This window comes from Microbulbifer sp. ALW1, assembly GCF_009903625.1.
Lineage (GTDB): Bacteria > Pseudomonadota > Gammaproteobacteria > Pseudomonadales > Cellvibrionaceae > Microbulbifer.
Genome location: NZ_CP047569.1, coordinates 1,677,883 through 1,699,720 on the forward strand (window position 1 = coordinate 1,677,883; position 21,838 = coordinate 1,699,720).

13 protein-coding genes are annotated in these 21,838 nt (G+C 56.0%); 8 read left to right on the plus strand and 5 right to left on the minus strand.

Going from position 1 to position 21,838, the window contains the following annotated elements; all coding sequences use genetic code 11:
* Positions 1–72: 72 nt before the first annotated feature.
* Together GRX76_RS06875 and GRX76_RS06880 are read left to right on the plus strand one after the other, a co-directional pair.
* Positions 73–2,970, plus strand: coding sequence for an SNF2-related protein (locus tag GRX76_RS06875; RefSeq protein ID WP_160152630.1), 2,898 nt, complete (start codon positions 73–75; stop codon positions 2,968–2,970).
* Positions 2,971–2,983: 13 nt separating this feature from the next.
* On the plus strand, positions 2,984–3,289 hold the full coding sequence (locus GRX76_RS06880; protein WP_160152631.1) for a hypothetical protein: 306 nt from the start codon (positions 2,984–2,986) through the stop codon (positions 3,287–3,289).
* Positions 3,290–3,389: 100 nt separating this feature from the next.
* On the opposite strand, the gene GRX76_RS19165 is transcribed toward GRX76_RS06880, so the two are convergent.
* Positions 3,390–3,554: a hypothetical protein gene (locus GRX76_RS19165; RefSeq protein ID WP_201276932.1), complete on the minus strand. Its 165-nt coding sequence runs from the start codon at positions 3,552–3,554 to the stop codon at positions 3,390–3,392.
* Positions 3,555–4,027: 473 nt separating this feature from the next.
* Here GRX76_RS19165 and GRX76_RS06885 point away from each other — a divergent pair, with 473 nt between their 5' ends.
* From GRX76_RS06885 to GRX76_RS06900, 4 genes are all read left to right on the plus strand, one after another.
* Positions 4,028–7,246: a site-specific DNA-methyltransferase gene (locus GRX76_RS06885; RefSeq protein ID WP_201276933.1), complete on the plus strand. Its 3,219-nt coding sequence runs from the start codon at positions 4,028–4,030 to the stop codon at positions 7,244–7,246.
* A gap of 9 nt (positions 7,247–7,255) precedes the next feature.
* On the plus strand, positions 7,256–10,699 hold the full coding sequence (locus tag GRX76_RS06890) for a DEAD/DEAH box helicase family protein (RefSeq protein ID WP_160152633.1): 3,444 nt from the start codon (positions 7,256–7,258) through the stop codon (positions 10,697–10,699).
* A 73-nt stretch (positions 10,700–10,772) separates the two neighbouring features.
* Positions 10,773–12,131 carry a phospholipase D family protein gene (locus GRX76_RS06895; protein ID WP_160152634.1) on the plus strand — a complete coding sequence of 453 codons (1,359 nt, stop codon included), beginning with the start codon at positions 10,773–10,775 and terminating at the stop codon, positions 12,129–12,131.
* Positions 12,132–12,248: 117 nt separating this feature from the next.
* On the plus strand, positions 12,249–13,133 hold the full coding sequence (locus GRX76_RS06900; RefSeq protein ID WP_160152635.1) for a hypothetical protein: 885 nt from the start codon (positions 12,249–12,251) through the stop codon (positions 13,131–13,133).
* A gap of 77 nt (positions 13,134–13,210) precedes the next feature.
* On the opposite strand, the gene GRX76_RS06905 is transcribed toward GRX76_RS06900, so the two are convergent.
* The 4 genes from GRX76_RS06905 to xdhA all read right to left on the minus strand — a co-directional run bounded on the left by GRX76_RS06905 (position 13,211) and on the right by xdhA (position 19,062).
* The gene (locus tag GRX76_RS06905) at positions 13,211–13,930 is read right to left on the minus strand and encodes a YebC/PmpR family DNA-binding transcriptional regulator (RefSeq protein WP_160152636.1); all 720 of its coding nucleotides are present in this window, start codon (positions 13,928–13,930) and stop codon (positions 13,211–13,213) included.
* A gap of 221 nt (positions 13,931–14,151) precedes the next feature.
* The gene (gene xdhC, locus GRX76_RS06910) at positions 14,152–15,084 is read right to left on the minus strand and encodes a xanthine dehydrogenase accessory protein XdhC (protein ID WP_160152637.1); all 933 of its coding nucleotides are present in this window, start codon (positions 15,082–15,084) and stop codon (positions 14,152–14,154) included.
* Positions 15,081–17,498, minus strand: coding sequence for a xanthine dehydrogenase molybdopterin binding subunit (xdhB, locus tag GRX76_RS06915; protein ID WP_160152638.1), 2,418 nt, complete (start codon positions 17,496–17,498; stop codon positions 15,081–15,083). Before xdhB ends, xdhC begins: the two co-directional genes overlap by 4 nt.
* The gene (gene xdhA / locus GRX76_RS06920) at positions 17,491–19,062 is read right to left on the minus strand and encodes a xanthine dehydrogenase small subunit (protein ID WP_160152639.1); all 1,572 of its coding nucleotides are present in this window, start codon (positions 19,060–19,062) and stop codon (positions 17,491–17,493) included. Before xdhA ends, xdhB begins: the two co-directional genes overlap by 8 nt.
* Before the next feature lie 517 nt (positions 19,063–19,579).
* On the opposite strand from xdhA, the gene GRX76_RS06925 reads away from it, so the two are divergent.
* Positions 19,580–20,329 carry a TetR/AcrR family transcriptional regulator gene (locus GRX76_RS06925; protein WP_236250585.1) on the plus strand — a complete coding sequence of 250 codons (750 nt, stop codon included), beginning with the start codon at positions 19,580–19,582 and terminating at the stop codon, positions 20,327–20,329.
* Positions 20,330–20,450: 121 nt separating this feature from the next.
* Positions 20,451–21,749, plus strand: a complete 1,299-nt coding sequence (guaD, locus tag GRX76_RS06930) for a guanine deaminase (protein WP_160152640.1) — start codon at positions 20,451–20,453, stop codon at positions 21,747–21,749.
* The last annotated feature ends 89 nt before the right edge of the window (positions 21,750–21,838 follow it).

Consider the following 21,838-nt stretch of genomic DNA (forward strand, 5'->3'; position numbering starts at 1 on the left):
TCTCTGAACGTTTTGCCCTCGAATTCCCAATAGGACAGAATGGACTAGCCGTCCATTGAACTGGGAATTCGCATGCAGCCTTCGCCAATCACTGACTACCACGCCAAATATTTCGCATTCGAGCTAACACGTCAGCGCCGTGGTGGTGACATAAGCCGCTTGGGGAGCTCCCTGTTCGATGCCTCCGTTGACTTGAACCCTCACCAAATCGATGCCGCTCTCTTTGCTCTGCAAAACCCTCTAGTAAAAGGCGTTGTTCTGGCAGACGAGGTGGGGCTCGGTAAAACCATCGAGGCTTCTTTGGTCATTGCTCAGCTATGGGCGGAGAGAAAGCGGCGTATCGTGGTTATCTGCCCGGCGGCACTGCGCAAGCAGTGGGCCAACGAGCTGGCAGAAAAGTTCCACCTGCCGACGCAAGTATTGGACAACAAAACCTGGAGGGCGCTGCGTAAGGAGGGGAATCCCGACCCGTTCGACAGCCCGGTGATTTCCATCTTTTCCTACCAGTTTGCCAAGCGGATGGAGCAGCAATTGCGGCAAACCCCTTGGGATCTGGTGGTGATTGATGAAGCCCACAAGCTGCGCAACGCTCATAGGGACAGCAACATTATCGGCAACAGCCTTCGCGAAACCTTTGCAGGCTGCAAAAAACTGCTGTTAACCGCGACACCTCTGCAGAACTCCCTGCTGGAGCTGTTTGGGCTCTCGACCATCATTGACGAAAACCTATTCGGTGACAAAGCCAGCTTTCGCCAGCAGTACATGCGCGCTGATAGTGACCTGCACGGATTAAAAGGCCGGCTGGAAGAGTTTGTGCATCGTACCCTGCGTAAACAGGTACTGGAGTATGTACCTTATACAGAGCGCAAAGCCTACACCTATGAGTTTGAGCCGAGTGAAGATGAAATGCGGCTTTACTACTCGATCTCGGCCTACCTGCAGCGGGACGATAGCTACGGCGTACCAATGCAACAGCGGCATTTGGTTACGCTGGTTGTACGCAAGCTGCTGGCATCGTCTACCGCTGCGGTGCGTAAAACGCTGGATAGCCTGCTGAAACGGCTAAAAAAACTCGAAGAAAAAGGCAAGATCAATGCGGCCAATGATGACCTCTGGCCGGAAGAGCTACTGGATGACGATTTCGACGATGAGCTACTGGAGGCGGCAGAAGAGGCGCCCGAGTACGACGCCAGTGGCCCAGAAGTGCCGATCGATATGGACAAGTTGCGGGGAGAGATCGCTGAACTGGAGCAGTATCGCGAACTGGCCGAGCGTATCTTTGAGGATGCTAAATCAGAATCCCTGCTTGTCGCACTAGATCAGGGGCTTGGCAAAATGGCCGAGCGCGGTGCCGAGCGCAAAGCGGTAATTTTTACCGAATCCTGCCGCACTCAGGAGTACCTAGCCAGTCACTTGGAGCGCCACGGCTATGCCGGCAAAGTTGCACTGTTTAGCGGCAGCAATAACGCCCCGGGTACCAACGCCATTTACCAGCGCTGGCTACAAGAACACCAGGGTACCGACCGCGTAACCGGTAGCCGCGCTGTCGACGCCCGTACCGCCATCATCGACCACTTTCGTACTGATGCCGAGATCCTGATTGCCACCGAGGCTGCCGCCGAAGGTGTCAACCTCCAGTTCTGTAGCTTGGTGATCAATTACGACTTGCCCTGGAACCCTCAGCGCGTGGAGCAGCGTATCGGTCGCTGTCACCGTTATGGCCAGAAGCACGATGTGGTGGTGATCAACTTTTTGAATAAAAAGAATCAGGCCGACCGCCGTGTACTAGAGCTTCTCAGCCACAAATTTTTGCTGTTCGATGGCCTCTTCGGTGCATCTGATGACGTCTTGGGCAGTATCGAGTCTGGTCTAGATATCGAGAAGCGCATTGTAGCCATCTATAACGAATGCCGAGATCCTGCGGAAATTCAGGCCGCCTTCGACAAGCTGCAGCAAGAGCTGGAAGACGATATTGCCAAGCGTATGGATGAGACCCGTGAAAAGCTGTTCGAGCATTTTGACGCCAATATCCACGATAAGCTTAAGTTACGTCAGGAAGAAGCCCAGCTACAGCTGGATCAAATGAGCCGCATGTTCTGGAACCTCAGCCAGCATATTCTTGCGGCGCGCGCCGATTTCACGCCTGCCAACCTGACGTTTCAACTACAGCAGCCCCCGGAAGGTCTTGCAGTGCCTTCCGGGCTTTATCAGCTAACGGGCAGGGACAAGCAGCAGAAGCCCATTGAGCAAGCGTACCAATACCGGCTAGGTCACCCCCTTGGAGAGTGGGTGCTGGATACTGGTCGACGCCTGGATACTCCCTTCGAGGCTGTTGAGTTCAACTTGGCGGGATTTAGCAAAAAGCTCTCCTCACTCGAACCCTTGCAAGGGCAGGCGGGCTGGCTGGAACTGAACCAACTGCAGCTATCCAGCTTCCAAAATGAAGAGCACCTGGTATTTACCGCCTTTACCGATGACGGCCGCTTGCTGGACCCAGAGCAGTGCGCCGACCTTTTCCTGCTGCAGGCACAATCTATTTTTCTCGAAGGCAATAGCGACGAACAGGGGCTGCCCGAGACGCTCGAGCAAAACGCCAAGCGTCAACTAGATGCCAAACTCAGCAAGCTGCTGGATGAAAACAACGAGTACTTCAAGCGCGAGCGCGACAAGTTAGAAGCCTGGGCGGACGATCAGATGAAATCCGCCCAGAAGCAACTGGAAGATACCCGTGCCGAGCTGCAGAAGGCCAAGAAACTGAGCCGCCAGGCAGACACTATTCAAGAGCAAAAGGAAGCGCAGGAGTCGATCAAAAAGCTGGAGCGCCTGCAGCGCCGCCAGCGCCAGGAGATTTTTGACGTGGAGGATGCTATCGAGGCCCGTCGCGACGCCCATATTGACGCCCTCGAGCAACAGATGCACCAGAAGAGCAGCACCCAAAGGCTGTTCACTATCCGCTGGCGCCTGGTGTGAACAGGAAATCGTCGTGAGCCGGTATGACGCAGAAGGCGTTGAGGCGGAGCAGCAGCCGGGTGCTGAGGAGGGTGTGCTGCGCAATAGCCTGGGCCTACTGCTAAAAAAGGACATCGGCGACGCCGAAACCGAACTGCTCGAAAAGCTCTATGAAGAGGTGCTCGATGAACCCCGTGAAGTGCTTTGCTTTGAGGATGTTCGGCACTGGAGGCGGGCTTGGCGCCCCTCGACTATCAACTGTGGGAAGACCATAAAGACTTCTACTTCAACTCAATCCAGGCGGGGGTTGCCGGTGATTATCGGCATATGGAGCGATTGATAAGAGATGTGCTGGAGCAGCAGGGATGACAGTTAGGTGGAGAGAGAGGAGTAAAATTCAATGGCTCAGTTTCTACTGAGCCAGAACCGGCGAACGCGAATCAATGAGCCAGCTGCAGACTGGAGAAGCGACGCTTACCACTTTTCAGTCGCGCCTCAATTACCTTGCTAGGCTCGCCAGTCTCAATAGCGCTAGAGCTGGCTACGGTACGGCGGATCTGACTCCGGCTGATTTTGCGGCTGCCTGACTTGGGTCTACGGGTCATAGCGTTCTCCTGAATAACCGCCCAATTATACCAAATTCCAGGGCGAAACACTCCCAGCGCCCCGCAATTACCCCTTGCTCTTGCCCGCGAACTACCAATCCTCGCCATTGCCCCTCTTGTGCCTTCCTCTGCTGGCCCTCTCGTCGCCATTGACGCAGAATATGGCTCTATTCTGCACGCAAAAAGTGCATAAAAAACATACGGACGCAAGGAATACAGGCCCCATGACCGATAAGCCACTTAGCTCCAACAGCACCCAGGTGCTCAAGGCCGAGCAGCGCCGCAAAAAATTTGCCGAACTCCTACGCGAGATGTTCCAGCTCAACCAGCCGGAACTGGATTTCGGCCTCTACCGCATCATGCATGCCCGCAAAGGCGACATTAACCGTTTTATCGAGCGCGACCTGCCCAGAATAACCCGCCAGGCGTTTGCCAACTTCGCCTCCAGCGACAAGGCCGAGCTGCAAAAGGAGTTGGACAAGGCCATTGCCGGCGCTCAAGCCCTGGAAGTGGACCCGGACACCCTGCCCAAGGTACAGCAGCTTAAAGCCCAGCTGAACGATGGCTTTGACCTGGCGCGAGAAGAAGGTGAGGTGTACGACGCCCTGGTGACCTTCTTTAACCGTTACTACGACGAGGGCGATTTCCTCTCGCGCCGGGTGTACAAAAACGGCACCTACGCCATTCCCTATCAGGGGGAAGAGGTGGTATTGCACTGGGCCAACAAAGACCAGTACTACATCAAAAGCAGCGAAACCCTGCGCGACTACAGCTTCCGCCTCAACCCTAACACCAGCGATATCGAGCCCGACCCGCTGCGTGTGCACTTCAAACTGGTGGACGCCGAAGCCGGAGCCCAGAACAACAACAAAGAGAGTGATAGCGGCAAGCGGGTATTTATTCTCGATGCCGAGCAACCATTCGAGTTGATCGAAGGCGAGCCCAACGAAGACGGTCAGCAGTTCCCGGAGCTGCAAATCCGCTTTGTATTCCGCGCTGCGACGCAAGACGACTGGAACAGTAACGCTGCCACTCAGGCGGAACTGGCCAAAGCCACCGCTGCCGCTAAAAAGAAACCACCGGTACAGGGTGTGCTGGTTGCCAGTGCTACCGCCTGGCTATTGAGCGAGGAGGGCGGCCTGCCCGAACAGTGGCGCCGGCTATTGGCCCAGCCTTATACCAAGGCCAATGGCGAGCAGGCGGACTACAGCCGCCTGCAGGGCCAGCTTAACAATTACACCAAGAAAAACAGCTTCGACTATTTTATCCACAAAGATCTTGGCGGTTTTTTGAATCGCGAGCTGGATTTCTACATCAAGAACGAACTGCTCGACTGGGCCGACCTCGCTGCGCTGAAAAACAATCCTACCCGCCTAGCGCCACTGCTGAGCAAGATCGAAGTCATCCGCAAGCTGGGCGAGAGCATTATCGCGTTTCTGGCGCAACTGGAGAATTTCCAGAAAAAACTCTGGCTCAAGAAAAAGTTTGTTACCGAAACCAACTACTGCATCACTCTGGATCGCCTGGCCGAGCATACGGCCCTGCTCGAGCAAGTTTTTGCTAATGAGAGGCAGCTCCAGGACTGGCAACAGTTGTACAAGCTGGATCTGGAACAGCTAAAGCAAGACTACGCGCAGCAGGATTGGCCGGAATTTCTCGCCCAACCCAAGTACCGTTACTTGATGTTGGATACACGCCACTTCGACGACGTTTTCAAGGCGCAGCTGTTGGCTACTATCGAGGACCTGGATGCCCAGTGTGATGGCTTGTTGGTGCACTCGGAAAATTTTCAGGCACTAAATCTGCTGCAAGAGCGCTACCGGGAGCAGGTAAAGTGTATTTATATTGATCCACCCTATAATACTGATGCCAGTGCCATCATGTATAAGAATGGTTATAAATCTTCGACGTGGGCCTCCCTTATTTGGGATAGATTGTTACGGGCAAAAAGCTTTCTAAGACCTGCGGGAGTCTTAGCGGCAGCGATTGATGACGAGCAAAAGAATGAACTTTCTTTTTTAATGAAGGAAGCTTTTGAGTCGGATTTGCTGGCAGTGTTTTGTATTAGGTCAAACCCCTCTGGGCGCCCAACTAAAACCGGATATTCAGTTTCACATGAATACACATTATATTCTGGGAAAGACGCCAGTTCTTTTGTAAGACGACTTCCTCCAACAAAGGAGCAGTCTGCTCGATTTAATGAGTCAGATGATTTAGGGAGGTTTGAATGGAGAAATCTGAGGCGAGAGGGCTCTAACTCCGATCGATCTGCTAGGCGCGCGCTTTTCTATCCGATTTATATACGTAATGGTGAAATTCACGTTCCTGAAATGGAGTGGAGTGAAGGAAAAAAAGAGTGGATAGTTTTAGAAGATAAAAAAATCTCAGATATTGTAGTGTGGCCGGTTAACGATCAGGGGGAAGAAAAAACCTGGCGATGGGAGTCAAAAAAAGTTACGTCTTCACTAAGCTCTCTTGGGGTTCGTAAAGATAGGTCGGGTAAAGATTACATTTACTATAAGCGCCGCCCGAATGAAGATGGAGTGGTATCTGTTTCTTCTTGGTTTGATGCTAAGTACTCTTCGACAGAACATGGTTCTGCCATCATTAAAGATTTATTTGGGGGTATGGTTTTCTCATACCCGAAATCTATTCATGCTGTGACGGATTCAATTTATATTTCCGGGGCTGCAGAAAGAGGCGCAACTGTTTTAGATTATTTTTCAGGTTCGGGAACTACTGGGCATTCAGTTATTAACTTAAATCGCGAAGATCATGGGAAACGAAAATATTTATTGGTCGAAATGGGGGATTATTTCGACACCGTACTAAAACCCCGTATCCAGAAAGTGGCCTACGCCGAAAACTGGAAGGTCGGTGCTCCGGTCGCCGATAGTGAAGGCGGGTTCAACGGCATGTCACACTGTTTCAAGTATGTGCGCCTGGAGAGCTATGAAGATTCCCTCGGAAATCTAGCCCTGCACCGCGGCAAAGGCCAGCAGGAATTGTTGCAGGCCCACGAAAACTCCGAACTGGACGCCGCCCGTCAAAGCTATGTAATGAACTATCTGCTGGAGGTGGAAACCCGCGGGTCCCGCTCGCTGCTTAATACCAAACTGTTCACCGATCCCACCGCCTATCAACTGGACGTGCGCTCCGCCAGTGGTGACGAGACCAAGGCGGTCAATGTGGACCTGCTGGAAACCTTCAACTACCTGCTGGGCCTTACCGTCGAACACATCGCCGCGCCCGTCTGGTTTGACGCCGAGCTGAGCCAGGGTGAGTTCGGCCGCTGGCAGGCTCAGGTGAGCCGCGTTGGCGCCGAAGCGCTGGCGAGTAAGAGCGAGGAAAAGCGCAAGCAACTCTGGTGGTTCCGCACCGTGTACGGCACTAATCGCGCAGGCCAGAAGGTGCTAGTAGTATGGCGCAATCTGCCGTCGGTGATTGCCGAGAAAGACAAAGGCCTGCTACTGGATAACGCGGTGCTGGACGCAGTGCTGATCGAGAAACTGAATATCCGCCTCACCCAGAGCTCCGATGACGAGGTGGATATCCTCTATGTCAACGGCGACCACAATATCGCCATCCCCAAAAACCGCCGCGGCGAGCCCATGGAAGAGGCCCGGGTGCAGTTGATTGAAGAGGCCTTCCACCGGCTGATGTTTGCCGGCACCGAAGCGGCAGAGCACTAAGGGGGCAGCATGGCAGCAGCAAAGAAAAAGCCGGCCGCTAAAGCGCCCGCAAGCAAAAGCGGCGTGCGTGCGAAAAAGGCTAAGAAGCAGACACTGGAGTTCCGCCATCACCTGGTGCTGAACCAGTGGCTCTTCTCCCTGTTTGGCTTTGAATCCGTATCCGGGCGCTACCCGGTGGATAAAACCAATCAACGTGCGGCCGCGACATTGGAGGCCTTCCGCGATCGTTTCCAGCTGATGGGCGATGTGACCGGGCGCAATGGCGACGGTGTGCACCGCATCGTCGAGGCCATCATCCAGAATTACGATAATGGTCCCGGCCAGATTGCCACCAGCCAGATTAAGCTGACCGAAGAGCAACTGCTGGATTACGACCGTCATATCAAACAGATTACTGACAAAATTAATCTGGCCCGCCAGACCGCTGGGGAATCACCACTGGAGTGGAAGTACTTCCAGTATCTGGCACTGCTATTTACCGAAATCTACCTGGACTACTTCTTCACCCGCCTGGAAGAACTGCTGGCGGCCCTGAACGAACAGATTGAGCGCTGGAACCAGCACTGGCTGGATGAGGGCAACTACGGTCACAAGCCGCTAAAGGTGTTGAATGCGGACGACGATCTGTGGCCGCAACTGGCTCGTATCGCCTTCTGGAGCGCCACCGGTTCCGGTAAGACCCTGCTGATGCACGCCAATATCCAGCAGTTCCGCTACTATCTGAAGCGCTTCGGTAAGGCGCGCAATATCAACAAGGTTATTCTGCTTACGCCCAATGAGGGCCTCACCCGTCAACATCTGCAGGAACTGAAAATATCGGGTATCGAGGCCAGCGAGTTTACGCCCCGCGCTGGCCAGGACGACCTGTTTGCGCAAAATCCGGTATTGGTAATCGATATCAACAAGCTGCGGGACAGCGAGAAGAACAAGACCGTCGCCGTAGACAGCTTCGGTACCAATAACCTGCTGCTGGTGGACGAAGGGCACCGGGGAACCGCCAGCGGCGGTGGCACCTGGCTGGATTACCGACGCAAGCTCTGCGCCAAGGGCTTTTCCTTTGAGTACTCGGCGACCTTTGCGCAATCCAGCGGGCAGCACGAGAACCTGCGCCAGATCTACACCAAGTCGATCCTGTTCGATTACTCCTACCGCCATTTCTACAGCGATGGCTACGGCAAGCAGTCGCAGATTCTGAATCTGGAGCAGAACCTGGATGGCGAGGACGAGTATCGCTACCTGGTGGCTTCGCTGCTGAGCTTTTACCAGCAGCAACGGCTGTTCGATGATCAGCCCGATACCTTCAAGCGCTTTAATCTGTACCGGCCTTTGTGGGTGTTCGTCAGCTCCAAAGTGGCTGCGAAGTCTGGTGGGCTAAATCCGGGCGAAGCAAACGATACGATTAAGGTGTTGCAGTTTATCGACCGCGTGCTTAGCCAGAGAGAAGTCACCGAGAGTGCCATCGAGCAACTCCTAAACAAAGGTATGGAAACCGCCGGTGGCCGCAATCTGTTGGATGGACGTTTCAATTACCTGAAGGAATTGGATCAATCCCCGGCGGACCTGTATGCGGATATATTGGAGCGGGTTTTCCATACCAGTGGTGGTCGCCTGTATATTGAAAACATTACCGGCGTGGCTGGAGAAATCGCGCTGCGTGGTGGCGCTTCCGATACTCCGTTTGGCGTAATCAACGTAGGGGATGACGGCAAGCTGGTGAAACTCTGTGAGACCCACGACCTTCTTACGCAAGATGCGCGATTCAGTAGTTCACTGTTCAATACCATTAATGGTGATGGCTCACCGGTGAACCTGTTACTGGGTTCGAAGAAGTTTACCGAGGGCTGGAGCAGCTGGCGGGTGTCCAATATGACACTGATGAATGTGGGTAAAAACGAAGGTGCGCAGATCATCCAGTTGTTTGGCCGCGGTGTGCGTCTTAAGGGCTTCCAGACCACATTGAAACGCTCTGCTGAACTGATCAATGAGCTCAAGCAGGCGGGACTGGAGCGAGCACGGCATATCGGTATTCTGGAAACCCTCAACTTGTTTGGGGTCAAGGCCGACTACATCGCCCAGTTCCGCAAGGAGCTGGAAGATGAAGAAATCCCGGTCAATCACGGCCTGATTGAATACGAGCTTCCGCTGGCCCCCATGAAAGATCTCCCTGGCAACCTGCCGGTGATCCGATTAAAACCCGCTGTGGCGGGCAAGGCCATTGGCGGCGCGGGCAGTGCCTTTATGGAGCTGGCGGAGCAGGTGGAACTATTGCCGCCTACCGAATTTCATCGGCGTGGTGAGATGGGTGCATTTAACTATTTCTGCAACCCGCCCCGAGTACAATTGGATTTTTATCCTCGCGTCGGTGCTTTCTCTACCGATACACAGGGGGAGCGCGAGGTAAAACGAAAATCACAGCGCTTCACTGGTGGGCACCTGGCGGTAATGGATATGGAGGCGCTCTATTTTGACCTGCTTGCGTTCAAACGCGATCGGCGCTGGTCCAACCTGACGCTCTCGCAAGCCCGTATTACTGAACTTTTAGCGGAGGATGGCTGGTACCAGCTTCAGGCTCCGGATTCGGCGATGGCCTTGGGCGACCTTAGCAAGCTACCTCTGTGGCATGAAATGGCGGGAGCCCTGCTCCGCAAGTACTGCGAAATGTTCTATGGCTACCGCCGCAAACAGTGGGAGGCGGACAAGCTTGAATATCGACCTATCACAGAAAACAACAAATACTTGTTTGGCGTTACTGAGCAGTCTCCCCACGGTAGTTACACACTCACACTGGATTCAATGCGCCATGAATCATTAATCAAGCAGCTGGATAGTCTGCGCACGCAGATTCTCGAAGAAGATGTAGCGAAATGGAAAGACAAGGTGCTCGATGGTCTGGAGTTTCTTTGGTGTGAACGACATTTTTATCAACCGCTTGTCGCCGCCACCCAGGGGCTGGACTTTCAGGTAAGCCCGGTCTCTCTGAACAAGGGCGAAGCTCAGTTCGTCAAGGATCTTCAAAGCGCCTGGGAGCAGGATGTATTCGATGGCTTCGAGCTATACCTACTGCGCAACCAGAGCGGGCAGGGTGCTGTTGGCGCTTTCATTGATGGCGGTTTCTACCCGGACTTTATTCTGTGGCTGGTTCGCGATGGTAAACAGCATGTGGTGTTTGTGGATCCCAAGGGCCTGCGTAACCACAAACCATCGAGCCCGAAAGTGAAGTTTCATAAAACCATCAAGGATATGGAAGCCAAGTTGATCGAAAATGATCCGGCCAATGGCAATATTCAGTTGGATGCGTTTTTGATATCGAATACACCCAAGGCGACACTGCTTGGGGACTGGGTGGATGAGAAGGGTAATCCGGTAACGGAACAACAATTGGATGACTGGAATATTCTGTTCGAGCAGGATAAAGAGGCTGCCATCAAGCGAATGGTGCAAAAAATTGCGTAGTTAACACTCTCATTGGAGGGGCGCCGGGAGAGAGAAGGTCCTCTTCAGACGAGAATCAGCCAGGATAATAATAATGAAATTTGTAGCAAATTCAGTTAATGGCACATACATGCGGGACATCCTATATGAGATGCCCACTGATGCCGAAATAGATTGCGTGCTCGCCGCCGTCGCCTATGGCGGCGGCACTTCGAACGATGATGAGGATTTGATTGGGCATGCCGTTGCCAACAATCTGCGGCTAGATCTTTGGATGCGCTATGACCATACCGTTCCGGTGGCCGTGCCCTTGCTTAAGCGCTTGCTGAAGCATCAAGCCGATAACGTATTTACCAGTTTCGTCCCGGATCGCTTTCACCCCAAGGTTATTTGGTGGCAGGGCTATGGGGCGTATATCGGTTCCGCCAACCATACCGATAACGGCTGGAATAAGAATGTCGAAGCTGGTGTTTTTCTGACCGAGGACGAACTGGCCACCAACGGTATGGAGCAGGAGCTGACGTTTTTTTTCGACTACTTGCGGAACCTTGACGTCACTATCCCACTGTCGGCCGACTATATTGCCGAGCAGGAGCACTTCCAGAAATTAAATCGCGAAAACTTTCAAAAGGCCAGATCCGACCGGAAACATCCCGAGTGGGAGGGTCCGATTGTTGTTGCCAAAAAAAATGCCTTGGATCGGCGAAAGGAAAGCTTCCGAATCGAGTGGCTGTCCACGCTGGGCTATCTCGAGCAAATCCAAAAGCAGGTGGTGGACTTCCGTCCCACCTGGCTCAAGGGCGACGTGCCCGCGGCGTGGCAGGTCGATCAATTTCTACATGCGTATTACTACAATCGTGTCGGCGAAGGTTTACGTAAGCCCTACAAGGAGTATTTTGAGCGGAATCAGAAAGATCCAAACGCCGCTCTTATGGTCGAGTTGGACTGGTGGGCCTCCCAGCCCAATGCACCGTCCCAGGAAGATACCAACCTATACGAACGGGCGCCCGTGCTTCGAAAGCTGCTGCAGAAGGATAGAGTTTTGTCGCTTACAGCGAGCGAATTCGAACAAGTCTGCGGTAATACCCATGCAACCGTAGACCATATTATTAAAATTCCTGCCGCCGCACTCGGGCGGCCGGATCTAGCCTCGATTAAGCTCGATGAGCGCATAGCTTTGTTCGCGCCGCTGCTGTTCGAAAAGCGCAACCGCAAAGGTTGGGGAGTGCAACAAATATTACACTTCGTGCTGGATGGCGGCGATGCTGGAGATACTTGGGAGCGCCTCTACCACGCCGGTTGCGATCCGGAGTACAGAATTCCGAGGTATGGCCTCAATTCTTTGGCTGAGGTCATCGGCTGGGCGCGCCCCGAAGTAATGCCACCGCGCAATGGGCGCACCAGCAAGGCGTTGCAAGCGCTAGGGTTTCCGGTATCGGTCTATGGAGGATAGTTATCTGGAGGCCATCGTCGAGATTTTAAGCATCGATGAGCTGAGTGGAGAAATCTTCGTTTTCGCGACTAAAGTGGCGCTTAATCAGTACGAACAGAAAAATTAATAGGATTATCCATGCTCGGTGATATCGAAGCTTTTTTTGCATTGGCAGATCGAGCCAAGCGATTCTTCTCGCGACGCAGTCAGAGCGAATCTGATGGCAGTGTGGCAGCACGATTCGTACAGCTGTTCCAGGCCCATGGAGTGCACCGCAACCAGATTCCACGCTTTTTCGGTCACGATTTGACGTTGGCTAAGGTCAAAGATGACGACGCGTTGCTGTCGACACTAACGGAGGAGATGCTCACAAATGCTGCAGAGTTGTTCGCGGTACGCCGCGAATGGCTTGACGGTGCCTCTTCCCAAATCTATGAATTGAACCACTTTTACAAGGAGCCGCAGCGCTTCGCGCAATTTATTAACGCAATAATAAAGCGCGCCAATCAGTTGGGCGGCCAGTTGTTTGTGGAAGATTCTCGGCGGAAGAGCGGATACGCGGACTCGCTACTTGTTTTGGAAGAAAGTATCGGTTTCGTGGGTGAAAAAGTCATCTACCGCTTCCATCTCTGCGATTTTCGTAGCTTTAGCTATTGGAAAACCCGCGCCTACCTAACTGCTTGTATTGCCTACGCTTGGGAGAATGATTTTTATATCCACGGTGGCAATTTGGAAACAAAAAAGATATCACCTCTGTTGGAAGGTGAGGCATTTATTGATGTCAGTGAATTTGGAGGCGGTATTTCCCATCAAGGCCAACGCTGGGATCCAGAGTACATGGCACTGGATCCAGAGGTCTATCTGCGCGGGATAGACGAGGGGCATATAGGCAAGGTATTAGCATTAGAGAAATGGCTGGAGCTCGAAAAGGAAGGCTGGATGCGCTGCGGCTTAGGAGATGGGGGGCGATTGGCCATTGAGCAGAAATTGGACCAGCTCAAATCTGTTGCGGTTGTTAGTTGAATCCGTAAGTTAGTTTCGCTACTAGCGGGGGAGCGCTCAAGCTCGCTCCCCCGAGAAGTAGCTCGATTCAGTAGATGCTAAGTATTCTCCACATTGTGATAAACCGCCTGCACATCCTCCAAATCTTCCAGCATGTCCATAAACTTCTCAAACAACGCCACATCATCCCCACTGATCTGTGTATAGGTCTGCGGCACAAACTGAATCTCATCTACTTCAAAGTCGATATCACCAAAGGCTTCAATCAACGCCTGCTTGGCTTTGAAGTAATCGGTATGCGGTGCGAATACGGAGAGTTTGCCGTCTTCGTTTTCGATATCGGTGACATCCACGTCGGCTTCCATCAGGGCTTCCAGTACCGCTTCTTCGTCGTCGTGTTTGAACACCAGGATCGCCAGGTGATCGAAGCTGTGGCTGACGGAGCCTTCGGTGCCGATCTTGGTTTTGGTTTTGGTGAAGGCCTGACGCACGTCGCCGAAGGTGCGGTTGGGGTTGTCGGTCAGGCATTCGATGATGGCCATGCAGCCGCCGGGGCCGAAGCCTTCGTAGCGGGCGCGCGCGAAGTCTTCGCCGGCGCCACCCTTGGCCTTGTCGATGGCCTTTTCGATTACGTGGGTGGGGACCTGTTCTTTCTTGGCGCGCTCGATCAGGCTGCGCAGGGCCAGGTTGCCGTTGGGGTCGACGCCTCCAGACTTGGCGCTCACATAGATCTCGCGGCCGTAGCGGCTGTAGACCCGAGCCTTCATGTTCGAGGTCTTGGCCATGGAATCTTTGCGGTTCTGATAGGCTCTGCCCATGGGGGGATGCTCCAAATTCATTGAGGTGGGCGATTTTACTGGCAGGTAGAGGGAAATTGAAGCCGTTCGCTGTCCGGGGATGTGACGCTGGCTGGCTTGGCAGTCAGCTTGCTTGTTCAATGGATGTGACCAAAAAAAGACCGGCCAGAGGCCGGTCAAAAAGACAGGGTAGGTGTTAGTACCCCTTGTGAGCGCGGTTGAGCGGGCTGATTACGTGTCTTTCAGCCCGCCTGCTGTTTGATTTCGATCGCCTGGCCCGTTTGTGGCTCCTGCGCCTGCAATGCCTTCAACTGGCTCCACTGCAAACCGCGGCGGGTGGCCTTGCTGCTATCAGCCCTCTCGCCTGTGCGGTGTTCGGCTACCAGCGCGATCATTTCCGCACTGATGGAAACGGCTACTTCCATGGGACGTTTGCCGGGTACGTCCGAGCGCCCCACCGGGCTGCGGATATTGCGGATCTCTTCCTCGCTGAAGCCGCGTTGTTGCAACCGCTGCTGAAAGCGCACCGCCTTGGTCTGGGAACCGATCAGGCCAATGGAAGCCGGTGCCTGTCCTTGGTCCAGTCCCTGTTCCTTTCGATGCTGTTCCAGCAGTTTCCAGCACAGGTCGAAATCCAGCGCGTGGTTGTGGGTCAGGATCAGCGCGTGGGCGCCGCGACAGAGTTCCGGGGCGTCGCCGGCCGGGTCGTCGGTGTGGTGTACCGTGACATTTGCGGGTACCTGCTGTGGAAAGGTTTCCGCGCGGGAATCCACCCAGGTGATCTGCCAGGGCAATTGCCCGACGACGGTCATCAGTGCCTGGGCCACATGGCCAGCACCGAATACCACTAGGCGCGCTTCGCTGCCGCCCTGGGCCTCCAGTAGTACCGCGACGCTGCCGCCGCAACACTGGCCGAGGCTGGCGCCCAGTGGGAAGTGCGCCAGGTCGAAGCCGTATTCCCGGGCATCGAGGCGCGCGCGGGCACGCTCGATGACTTTGTATTCCAGGTGTCCGCCGCCGATGGTGTCGTAGGTGTCGCCGCCGGTGATCACCATTTTGCTGGCGGGCTCCCGCGGTACAGAGCCGGTTACGCCCAGTACGGTGACCAGTACGTAAGGTTCGCCACGGTTTTCACAGTCGGCTACGGCCTTGTGCCACGGGAGTTGCTGCATCATGCGGGCTCGCCCTCCTGCGCTTTTTGCGCGGCCTGCTCTGTGGATAACTCTGCCGCCTGGGCCTCCACCCACTGCTGGGTACGGGTGATGGCGCCGAGTACCCGTTCCGGGGTGGCCGGGGTGTCCAGCGGGGTGCTGTGACGGTAGTCGGCAATACTGGCGATGGCATCACGCAGGGCAGACCAGACCGCCATGCCGAGCATGAAGGGCGGTTCGCCCACGGCTTTGGAGCGGAACACGGTGGCCTCTTTGTTGGGGCTGTTTTCCAGCAGCGTCACCCGGAAATCCAGCGGCGCGTCGGATACTGCCGGGATCTTGTAGGTGGCGGGGCCGTTACTGAGCAGGCGGCCATCGTCGGCGTAGACTAGCTCTTCGGTGGTCAGCCAGCCCGCGCCCTGCACAAAAGCCCCTTCGATCTGGCCGATGTCGATGGCCGGGTTCAGGGACTGGCCCACGTCGTGGAGGATGTCTGTGCGCAGTATCCGGTATTCCCCGGTGAGGGTGTCGACGATCACTTCCGAGCAGGCGGCGCCGTTGGCGTAGTAATAGAAGGGACGGCCGGTTCCGGTGTTGCGGTCGTAGTGGATTTTCGGGGTCTGGTAATAGCCGCTGGAAAACAGCGGGATACGCGCGGTGTAGGCGCCCTGTACAAACTCGGCCCAATCCACTGCGTGCTCGCCGGCGATTACCTGGTTGTTGGCGAAGCGCACTTCGCTCTCCGGCACACCGAATTTTTTCGCGGCGTACTCGGCCAGGTTGGCTTTGATTTTTTCGCAGGCGTCCAGCGCCGCCATGCCGTTCAGGTCGGAACCGGAAGAGGCGGCAGTGGGGGAGGTGTTGGGTACCTTGTCGGTGCGGGTGGAGGTGACCTTGATCTTGTCGAGATCCACCTGGAAGGCGGCCGCTACGACCTGTGCCACCTTGATGTAGAGGCCCTGTCCCATCTCGGTGCCGCCGTGGTTCACCAGGATGCTGCCATCGGTGTAGATATGCACCAGGGCACCGGCCTGGTTGAGGTGCTGTACGGTAAAGGAAATACCGAATTTCACCGGGGTGAGGGAAATGCCGCGTTTGAGTACCGGGTTGTCGCTGTTGAAGCGTTTGATTTCCTCGCGGCGCTGGCGGTAATCGGCGCTCGCTTCCAGCTTTTCGATCAGGTCGCCCAGCACGTGCTGTTCCACTACCTGTCCGTAGTGGGTGGTATCGCGGCCGGGGCGATAGAGATTGCGCTTGCGCACATCCAGCGGGTCCAGGTTGAGATGGCGGGCGATGTCGTCCATGGCCATTTCAATGGTCATCATCCCCTGGGGGCCACCGAAACCGCGAAAGGCGGTGTTGGAAACTGTGTGGGTTTTGCAGCGGTGGCCAAGCACACGGGCCGGACCGAGACTGTAGGCATTGTCCGAGTGGAACATGGCGCGGTCGACAATCGCATCGGACAGGTCCGGTGAATAACCACAGCGACCGGCAACCATGATGTCCGCGCCCTGCAACACGCCGTCGTCGTCAAAACCGAGGTCGTAGGTGTTGTAAAAATCGTGGCGCTTGCCGGTCTGCACCATGTCATCGTAACGGGCGAGGCGGTATTTCACCGCGCGTCCTGTGTGGCGGGCGAGCAGGGCGGCCACGCAGGCCAGCGGTGCCGCCTGGGTTTCTTTGCCGCCGAAGCCGCCACCCATGCGGCGCACTTCTACGGTGACTTCGTGAATCGGCAGGTTCAGTACTTCGGCGACCAGGGTCTGCACTTCCGAGGGATGCTGGCTGGAGGTGTGCACATGCACGCCGGCATCTTCGGTGGGTTCTACCAGGCATGCCTGTCCCTCGAGATAAAAGTGCTCCTGACCGCCCACATTGATTTCGCCCTGGAGGCGATGGGGCGCTTCGTTCAGGGCTTTTTCGTAGTCGCCACGCTGTTGGGTGTGGTCCGGGCGCACAAAAATCTGTTTCTTCAATGCGTCGTGCACAGTAACCGCGTGATCCAGTGGTTCGTATTCCACTTTTGCCAGACGCGCGGCCTGGCGCGCTGCGCGCAGGCTGGTGGCGGCGACCGCAAACAATGGTTGGCCCACGTGCTCCACCAGGCCATTGGCGAGCACCGGGTCGCCGGGGAACACCGGGCCTATATCGATATGCCCGGGCACGTCGTCGACGGTGAGCACGGCGACCACACCGGGATAGGCGCGTACCGCGGACAGGTCCATGGATTTGATGTTGGCGTGGGCGTGACTGCTCTGGCCCACCGCTGCGTGCAGCAAGCCTTCCGGTTCCGGCAGGTCGTCGATATAGCGCGCTTCACCGCGCACGTGTTTCCAGGCGCTGTCGTGCATGGCGGAATTGCCGGCGACGCCGCGGGCGGAATTGGTTCGATCTTTTGCGCTGTCTTCTGTGTTGGAAACGTCTGGGAGTTTACGCATATTCGCTCACCATCAATGGTTTGTGATTATTGTCCGCGTGGTGTTTGACGGGTTTGAAGTCGCTGCGGGCAGAATCCAAAAGAGCGCGGCGGATCAGGTTGCCGGCCACCTGCTGGCGGTATTCCGCGGAGGCGCGCACATCGGTCATGGGGGAGAAGTCCTCGGCGAGGGCGCTCACGGCGCGCGCGACAGCGCTTAAATTCCAGGGCTTTCCGCGCAGTTCCAACTCGGCGTTCAGTGCGCGCTTGGGAATGGCGGCCATGCCGCCAAAGGCCAGGCGGCAGTCTTCCACAATGGCGCCGTCGAGCTTGAACCAGAAGGCGCCCAGCACCGCAGAAATATCGTCGTCCAGGCGTTTGGAAATTTTGTAGATCAGCAGTTGCTCGTCGGCCTGGGATTCCGGAATCCATACACCGCGAATGAATTCATTCGCGCGCAGGTCGGTTTTTTTGTAATCGTGGAAAAAGTCCTCGATCGGCAGTCGGCGCACGCCGTCTGCGCTATCCAGTTCCAGTTCGGCGCCGAGGGCGATCAGTGCCGGCGGCATGTCGCCGATGGGGGAGGCGTTGCCGATGTTGCCGCCGAGGGTGCCGCGGTTACGAATCTGTTTGGAACCGAGGCGCTCAAGCATGGTGTGGAAATGTGGCCAGCGACTTGCCAGCGCCTGCTCGACCGCGCGGTAACTGGCGGCGGCGCCCAGGTAGAGGCCGTCGGCTTCTTCACGGATTTCCTGTAGCTCCGGGATATTGTTGATCGCGATAACGTGGTCGAGGTCGCGCAGGAACTGGGTGATTTCCAGGGACAGGTCGGTACCGCCGGCAATCAGACGCGCCTGGGGATATTCCGCGCGCAGTTGGCGCAGTTGCTCGAGGCTGGCGGGCGCGTCGTAGCGACGACCGGACTCGCTGCTTACCGATATGGAATTGTCCTGCACCTGCTTGAGCTCGGCGATCATTTCCGGGTTTTGCAGCCAGGCCGGGCCGCGCAGGTCGATTTCGTTTTGCGTGGAACCCTGCCCGGTCCCATCGACAGGCTCCCAGGATTGCACCGCCGCCTTGCGACCGGCCTCGACGATCGGCCGGTAACCGGTACAGCGGCAGAGGTTGCCGCCGAGGGATTCCATCAGTGCCGCGTCATCCGCAGTGGTGCCGGCGGCGCGGCTTTCGGTGTGCAGCGCAAACAGGGACATGATGATGCCCGGGGTGCAGAAGCCGCACTGGGCGCCGTGGCATTCCACCATTTCTTTCTGCACCGGGTGCGCGGGCTCGCTCTGCAGGCCGTCCACGGTAATCAGGTGCTTGCCGTGCAAGCTGCCCACCAGCGCAATACAACTGTTGACGCTGTCGTAGCGCAGCCGATCACCGACGTTTGTTGATGTCTGGCCGGAGGACTTGGTGGGCTCAACGGAGCCGATGGCCACGGTACAGGCGCCACAGTCGCCGGAGGCACAGCCTTCTTTGGTACCGGTGAGACGCGCTTCGGTGCGCAGCCATTCCAGCACGGTGAGGTTGGGGTCGACGCTCGCCAGCTGCTGATGCCGACCATTCAGATAGAACTCGATCACTGTTTTCCCCGCATTTTCTTGGATTGCTTATTGATTTTGCGATGGTGGATTCCGGGCCTGTGGATAACAGGCTCCGGCGGTTTTCTCTCTTCACACGCGTTTCACGCCGTCGCCCGGTTATGGCTCCCAATAGCCGGACGAGTATTTGTTTTACAATTTCCTGACCAAGTGGACAAGTAAAAATTTTGTTTGAATGGTCAGGTTTTTATCGGTTCTTAGCGCCAGGCAGCATGAAACCTGATCATCCGGTCGAAAAATATTTGGCGACCAGAATGCGGCTATGGGTGTTCGTTTCTTCTGCAGATGTCGGCGGAGGGAGGCAAGGCGAGAAGAGGTGGTGTAGCACGGCAGGTGATGAGAGCCGCCTGCCGGCGGCCAGAGGCGGGGAAATTGTTGGAAATCGGCGAGTATCCACCGGATGAGGCCAGCTCACCGCGGGTTTTGCCTGACTCTGGCTGTTAAGCTATTGTCGAACGCTTGTCGAAAACGATCTGACCAAAACAATCACAAGAATCTTATGCCCCGCCAGAAATCCACCGAAACCGACGATCTCGCTCGCGCCCTGGAAATGGCCCCCGAGGCTGAAGGCGCCTCTAAACCCGGCCGCAAAAAACGCCCGGGCAAGATTCGCGTCCGCAATCGCGAGCTGATCCTGTCCGCGGCGGAGGAAGAGTTCGCCCAGAATGGCTTCCGCGGTACCACCATCCAGCGCATTGCCGAGCGCGCGGAACTTCCCAAGTCCAACGTGCTTTACTACTTCAGTAACAAGGAGCGTATCTACACCGCGCTGTTCGACACCATCACCGGGCGCTGGAACGCGATGCTGGAGTCGATCAAACCGGAAGACGACCCGGCCATGACCCTGGCGCGCTTCATCAAGGCCAAGGTGGAAATGTCGCGCACCCATCCGCTGGCCTCGCGCCTGTTTGCGATGGAGGTGATTCAAGGCGCACCGGTGCTGAAAGAGCACCTGCGCACCAGTATGCGCGACTGGGTGCGGGACCGTTCCGGGGTAATGCAGCAGTGGATCGACGAGGGGCGTATGGCGCCGGTGGACCCGGTGCAGCTGATTCTGCTGATCTGGTCTTCTACCCAGCACTACGCGGATTTCCAGACCCAGATCCTCATGATCGAAAACAAGGCGGAATACACCCGCGAGGATTTTGATCACGCGGCGAAGTTTTTGATCGACGTGGTCTTGCGGGGATGCGGGCTGGAGGTGCCTGACTTTGACTCGGTGGTTGTGGATCTCGAGCTTAATGCGTAGCTTTCTGACCATTTGATCAGGTTTTTGTTGACGCCACTGGTGTCACTGGTTTAATTTTTTCCGGCCTGCGGAGGGGAGAGACCGTGGGCGACGATAAAATAATTGCCAGATGAGAGTTACCATGTCCCAACGCAAAGCCTTCCGATCCGCCATTCTCCACAGCATCGCTGACCCGCGGGAGGTCGGGATCGAGGCTTCCTATGAGTACTTTGAAGACGGCCTGCTGGTGGTCGAGGACGGCAAAGTTCTTGAAGTCGGCCCCGCAGAGCAGCTTCTGGGCAGGTTCCCGGATGCGGCGCTGACGGAATACACCGACACCCTGATTACCTCCGGCTTTATCGATACCCATATCCACTACCCCCAGGTCGACATCATAGGCGCCTACGGGGAGCAGCTGCTGCAGTGGCTGGAAACCTATACCTTTCCCGCCGAGCGCAAATTCGAAGACCCGGCGCACGCCAGCAGCCGCGCGCAACTGTTCCTCAATGAACTGCTGCGCAACGGCACCACCACCGCGCTGGTATTCGGTACCGTGCACAAGCAATCCATTGACGCCTTCTTCACCGAAGCGGACAAGCTCAATCTGCGCATGATTGCCGGCAAGGTGATGATGGATCGCAATGCGCCGGAATACCTCTGCGATACCCCGGAAACGGCCTACCGCGACAGCAAAGAGCTGATCGAACGTTGGCACGGTAAGGGCCGCCTGCACTATGCCGTTACCCCGCGCTTTGCGCCCACCAGCACCCCCGAGCAGCTGGCCCTGGCTGGCAGGCTGTTGCAGGAATATCCCGGTCTCTACATGCATACCCATATCTCCGAGAACAAACAGGAGATCGAGTGGGTGCGGGAGCTGTTCCCCGAGCGCAAGGGTTACCTCGATGTGTACGACCACCACGGCCTCATCGGCGAGCGCTCGGTATTTGCCCACGGCGTGCATTTGTGTGATGAGGAGTGCCAGCGCCTGGGTGAGACCGGCTCCGCGGTTTCCTTTTGCCCCACCTCAAACCTGTTTCTTGGCAGTGGCCTGCTGGATCTGGACAAGCTGGAAGAGCACGGCGTGCGGGTGGGGCTGGGCACCGATGTGGGGGCGGGGACCAGCTTCTCGCAGCTGCAGAGCCTGAACGAGGCATACAAAGTACTGCAGCTGCAGGGCAAAAAACTCGACCCCTTCAAGGCGCTGTATCTCGCCACACTGGGGGGGGCACGCTCCCTGTATTTGGATGACCGTATCGGCAACCTGCAGCCGGGCAAGGATGCGGATTTTGTGGTGCTAGATTACAACGCCACACCACTGATCGGCCATCGCATTGGGCAGGCCGGCAGCCTGATGGAAAAGCTGTTTGCGCTGATGATCCTCGGGGACGATCGCGCGGTGAAGGCAACCTACGCCGCGGGTGTTTGCCGGCATCAGAAATGATTTTTAAGTCACTTGTTTAACGTTTTGTTGTTCATGTCTGGGGGCCTTGTGCCCCCTTTTTTGTATTCTCTTTTTCTGCTCTCTATTTG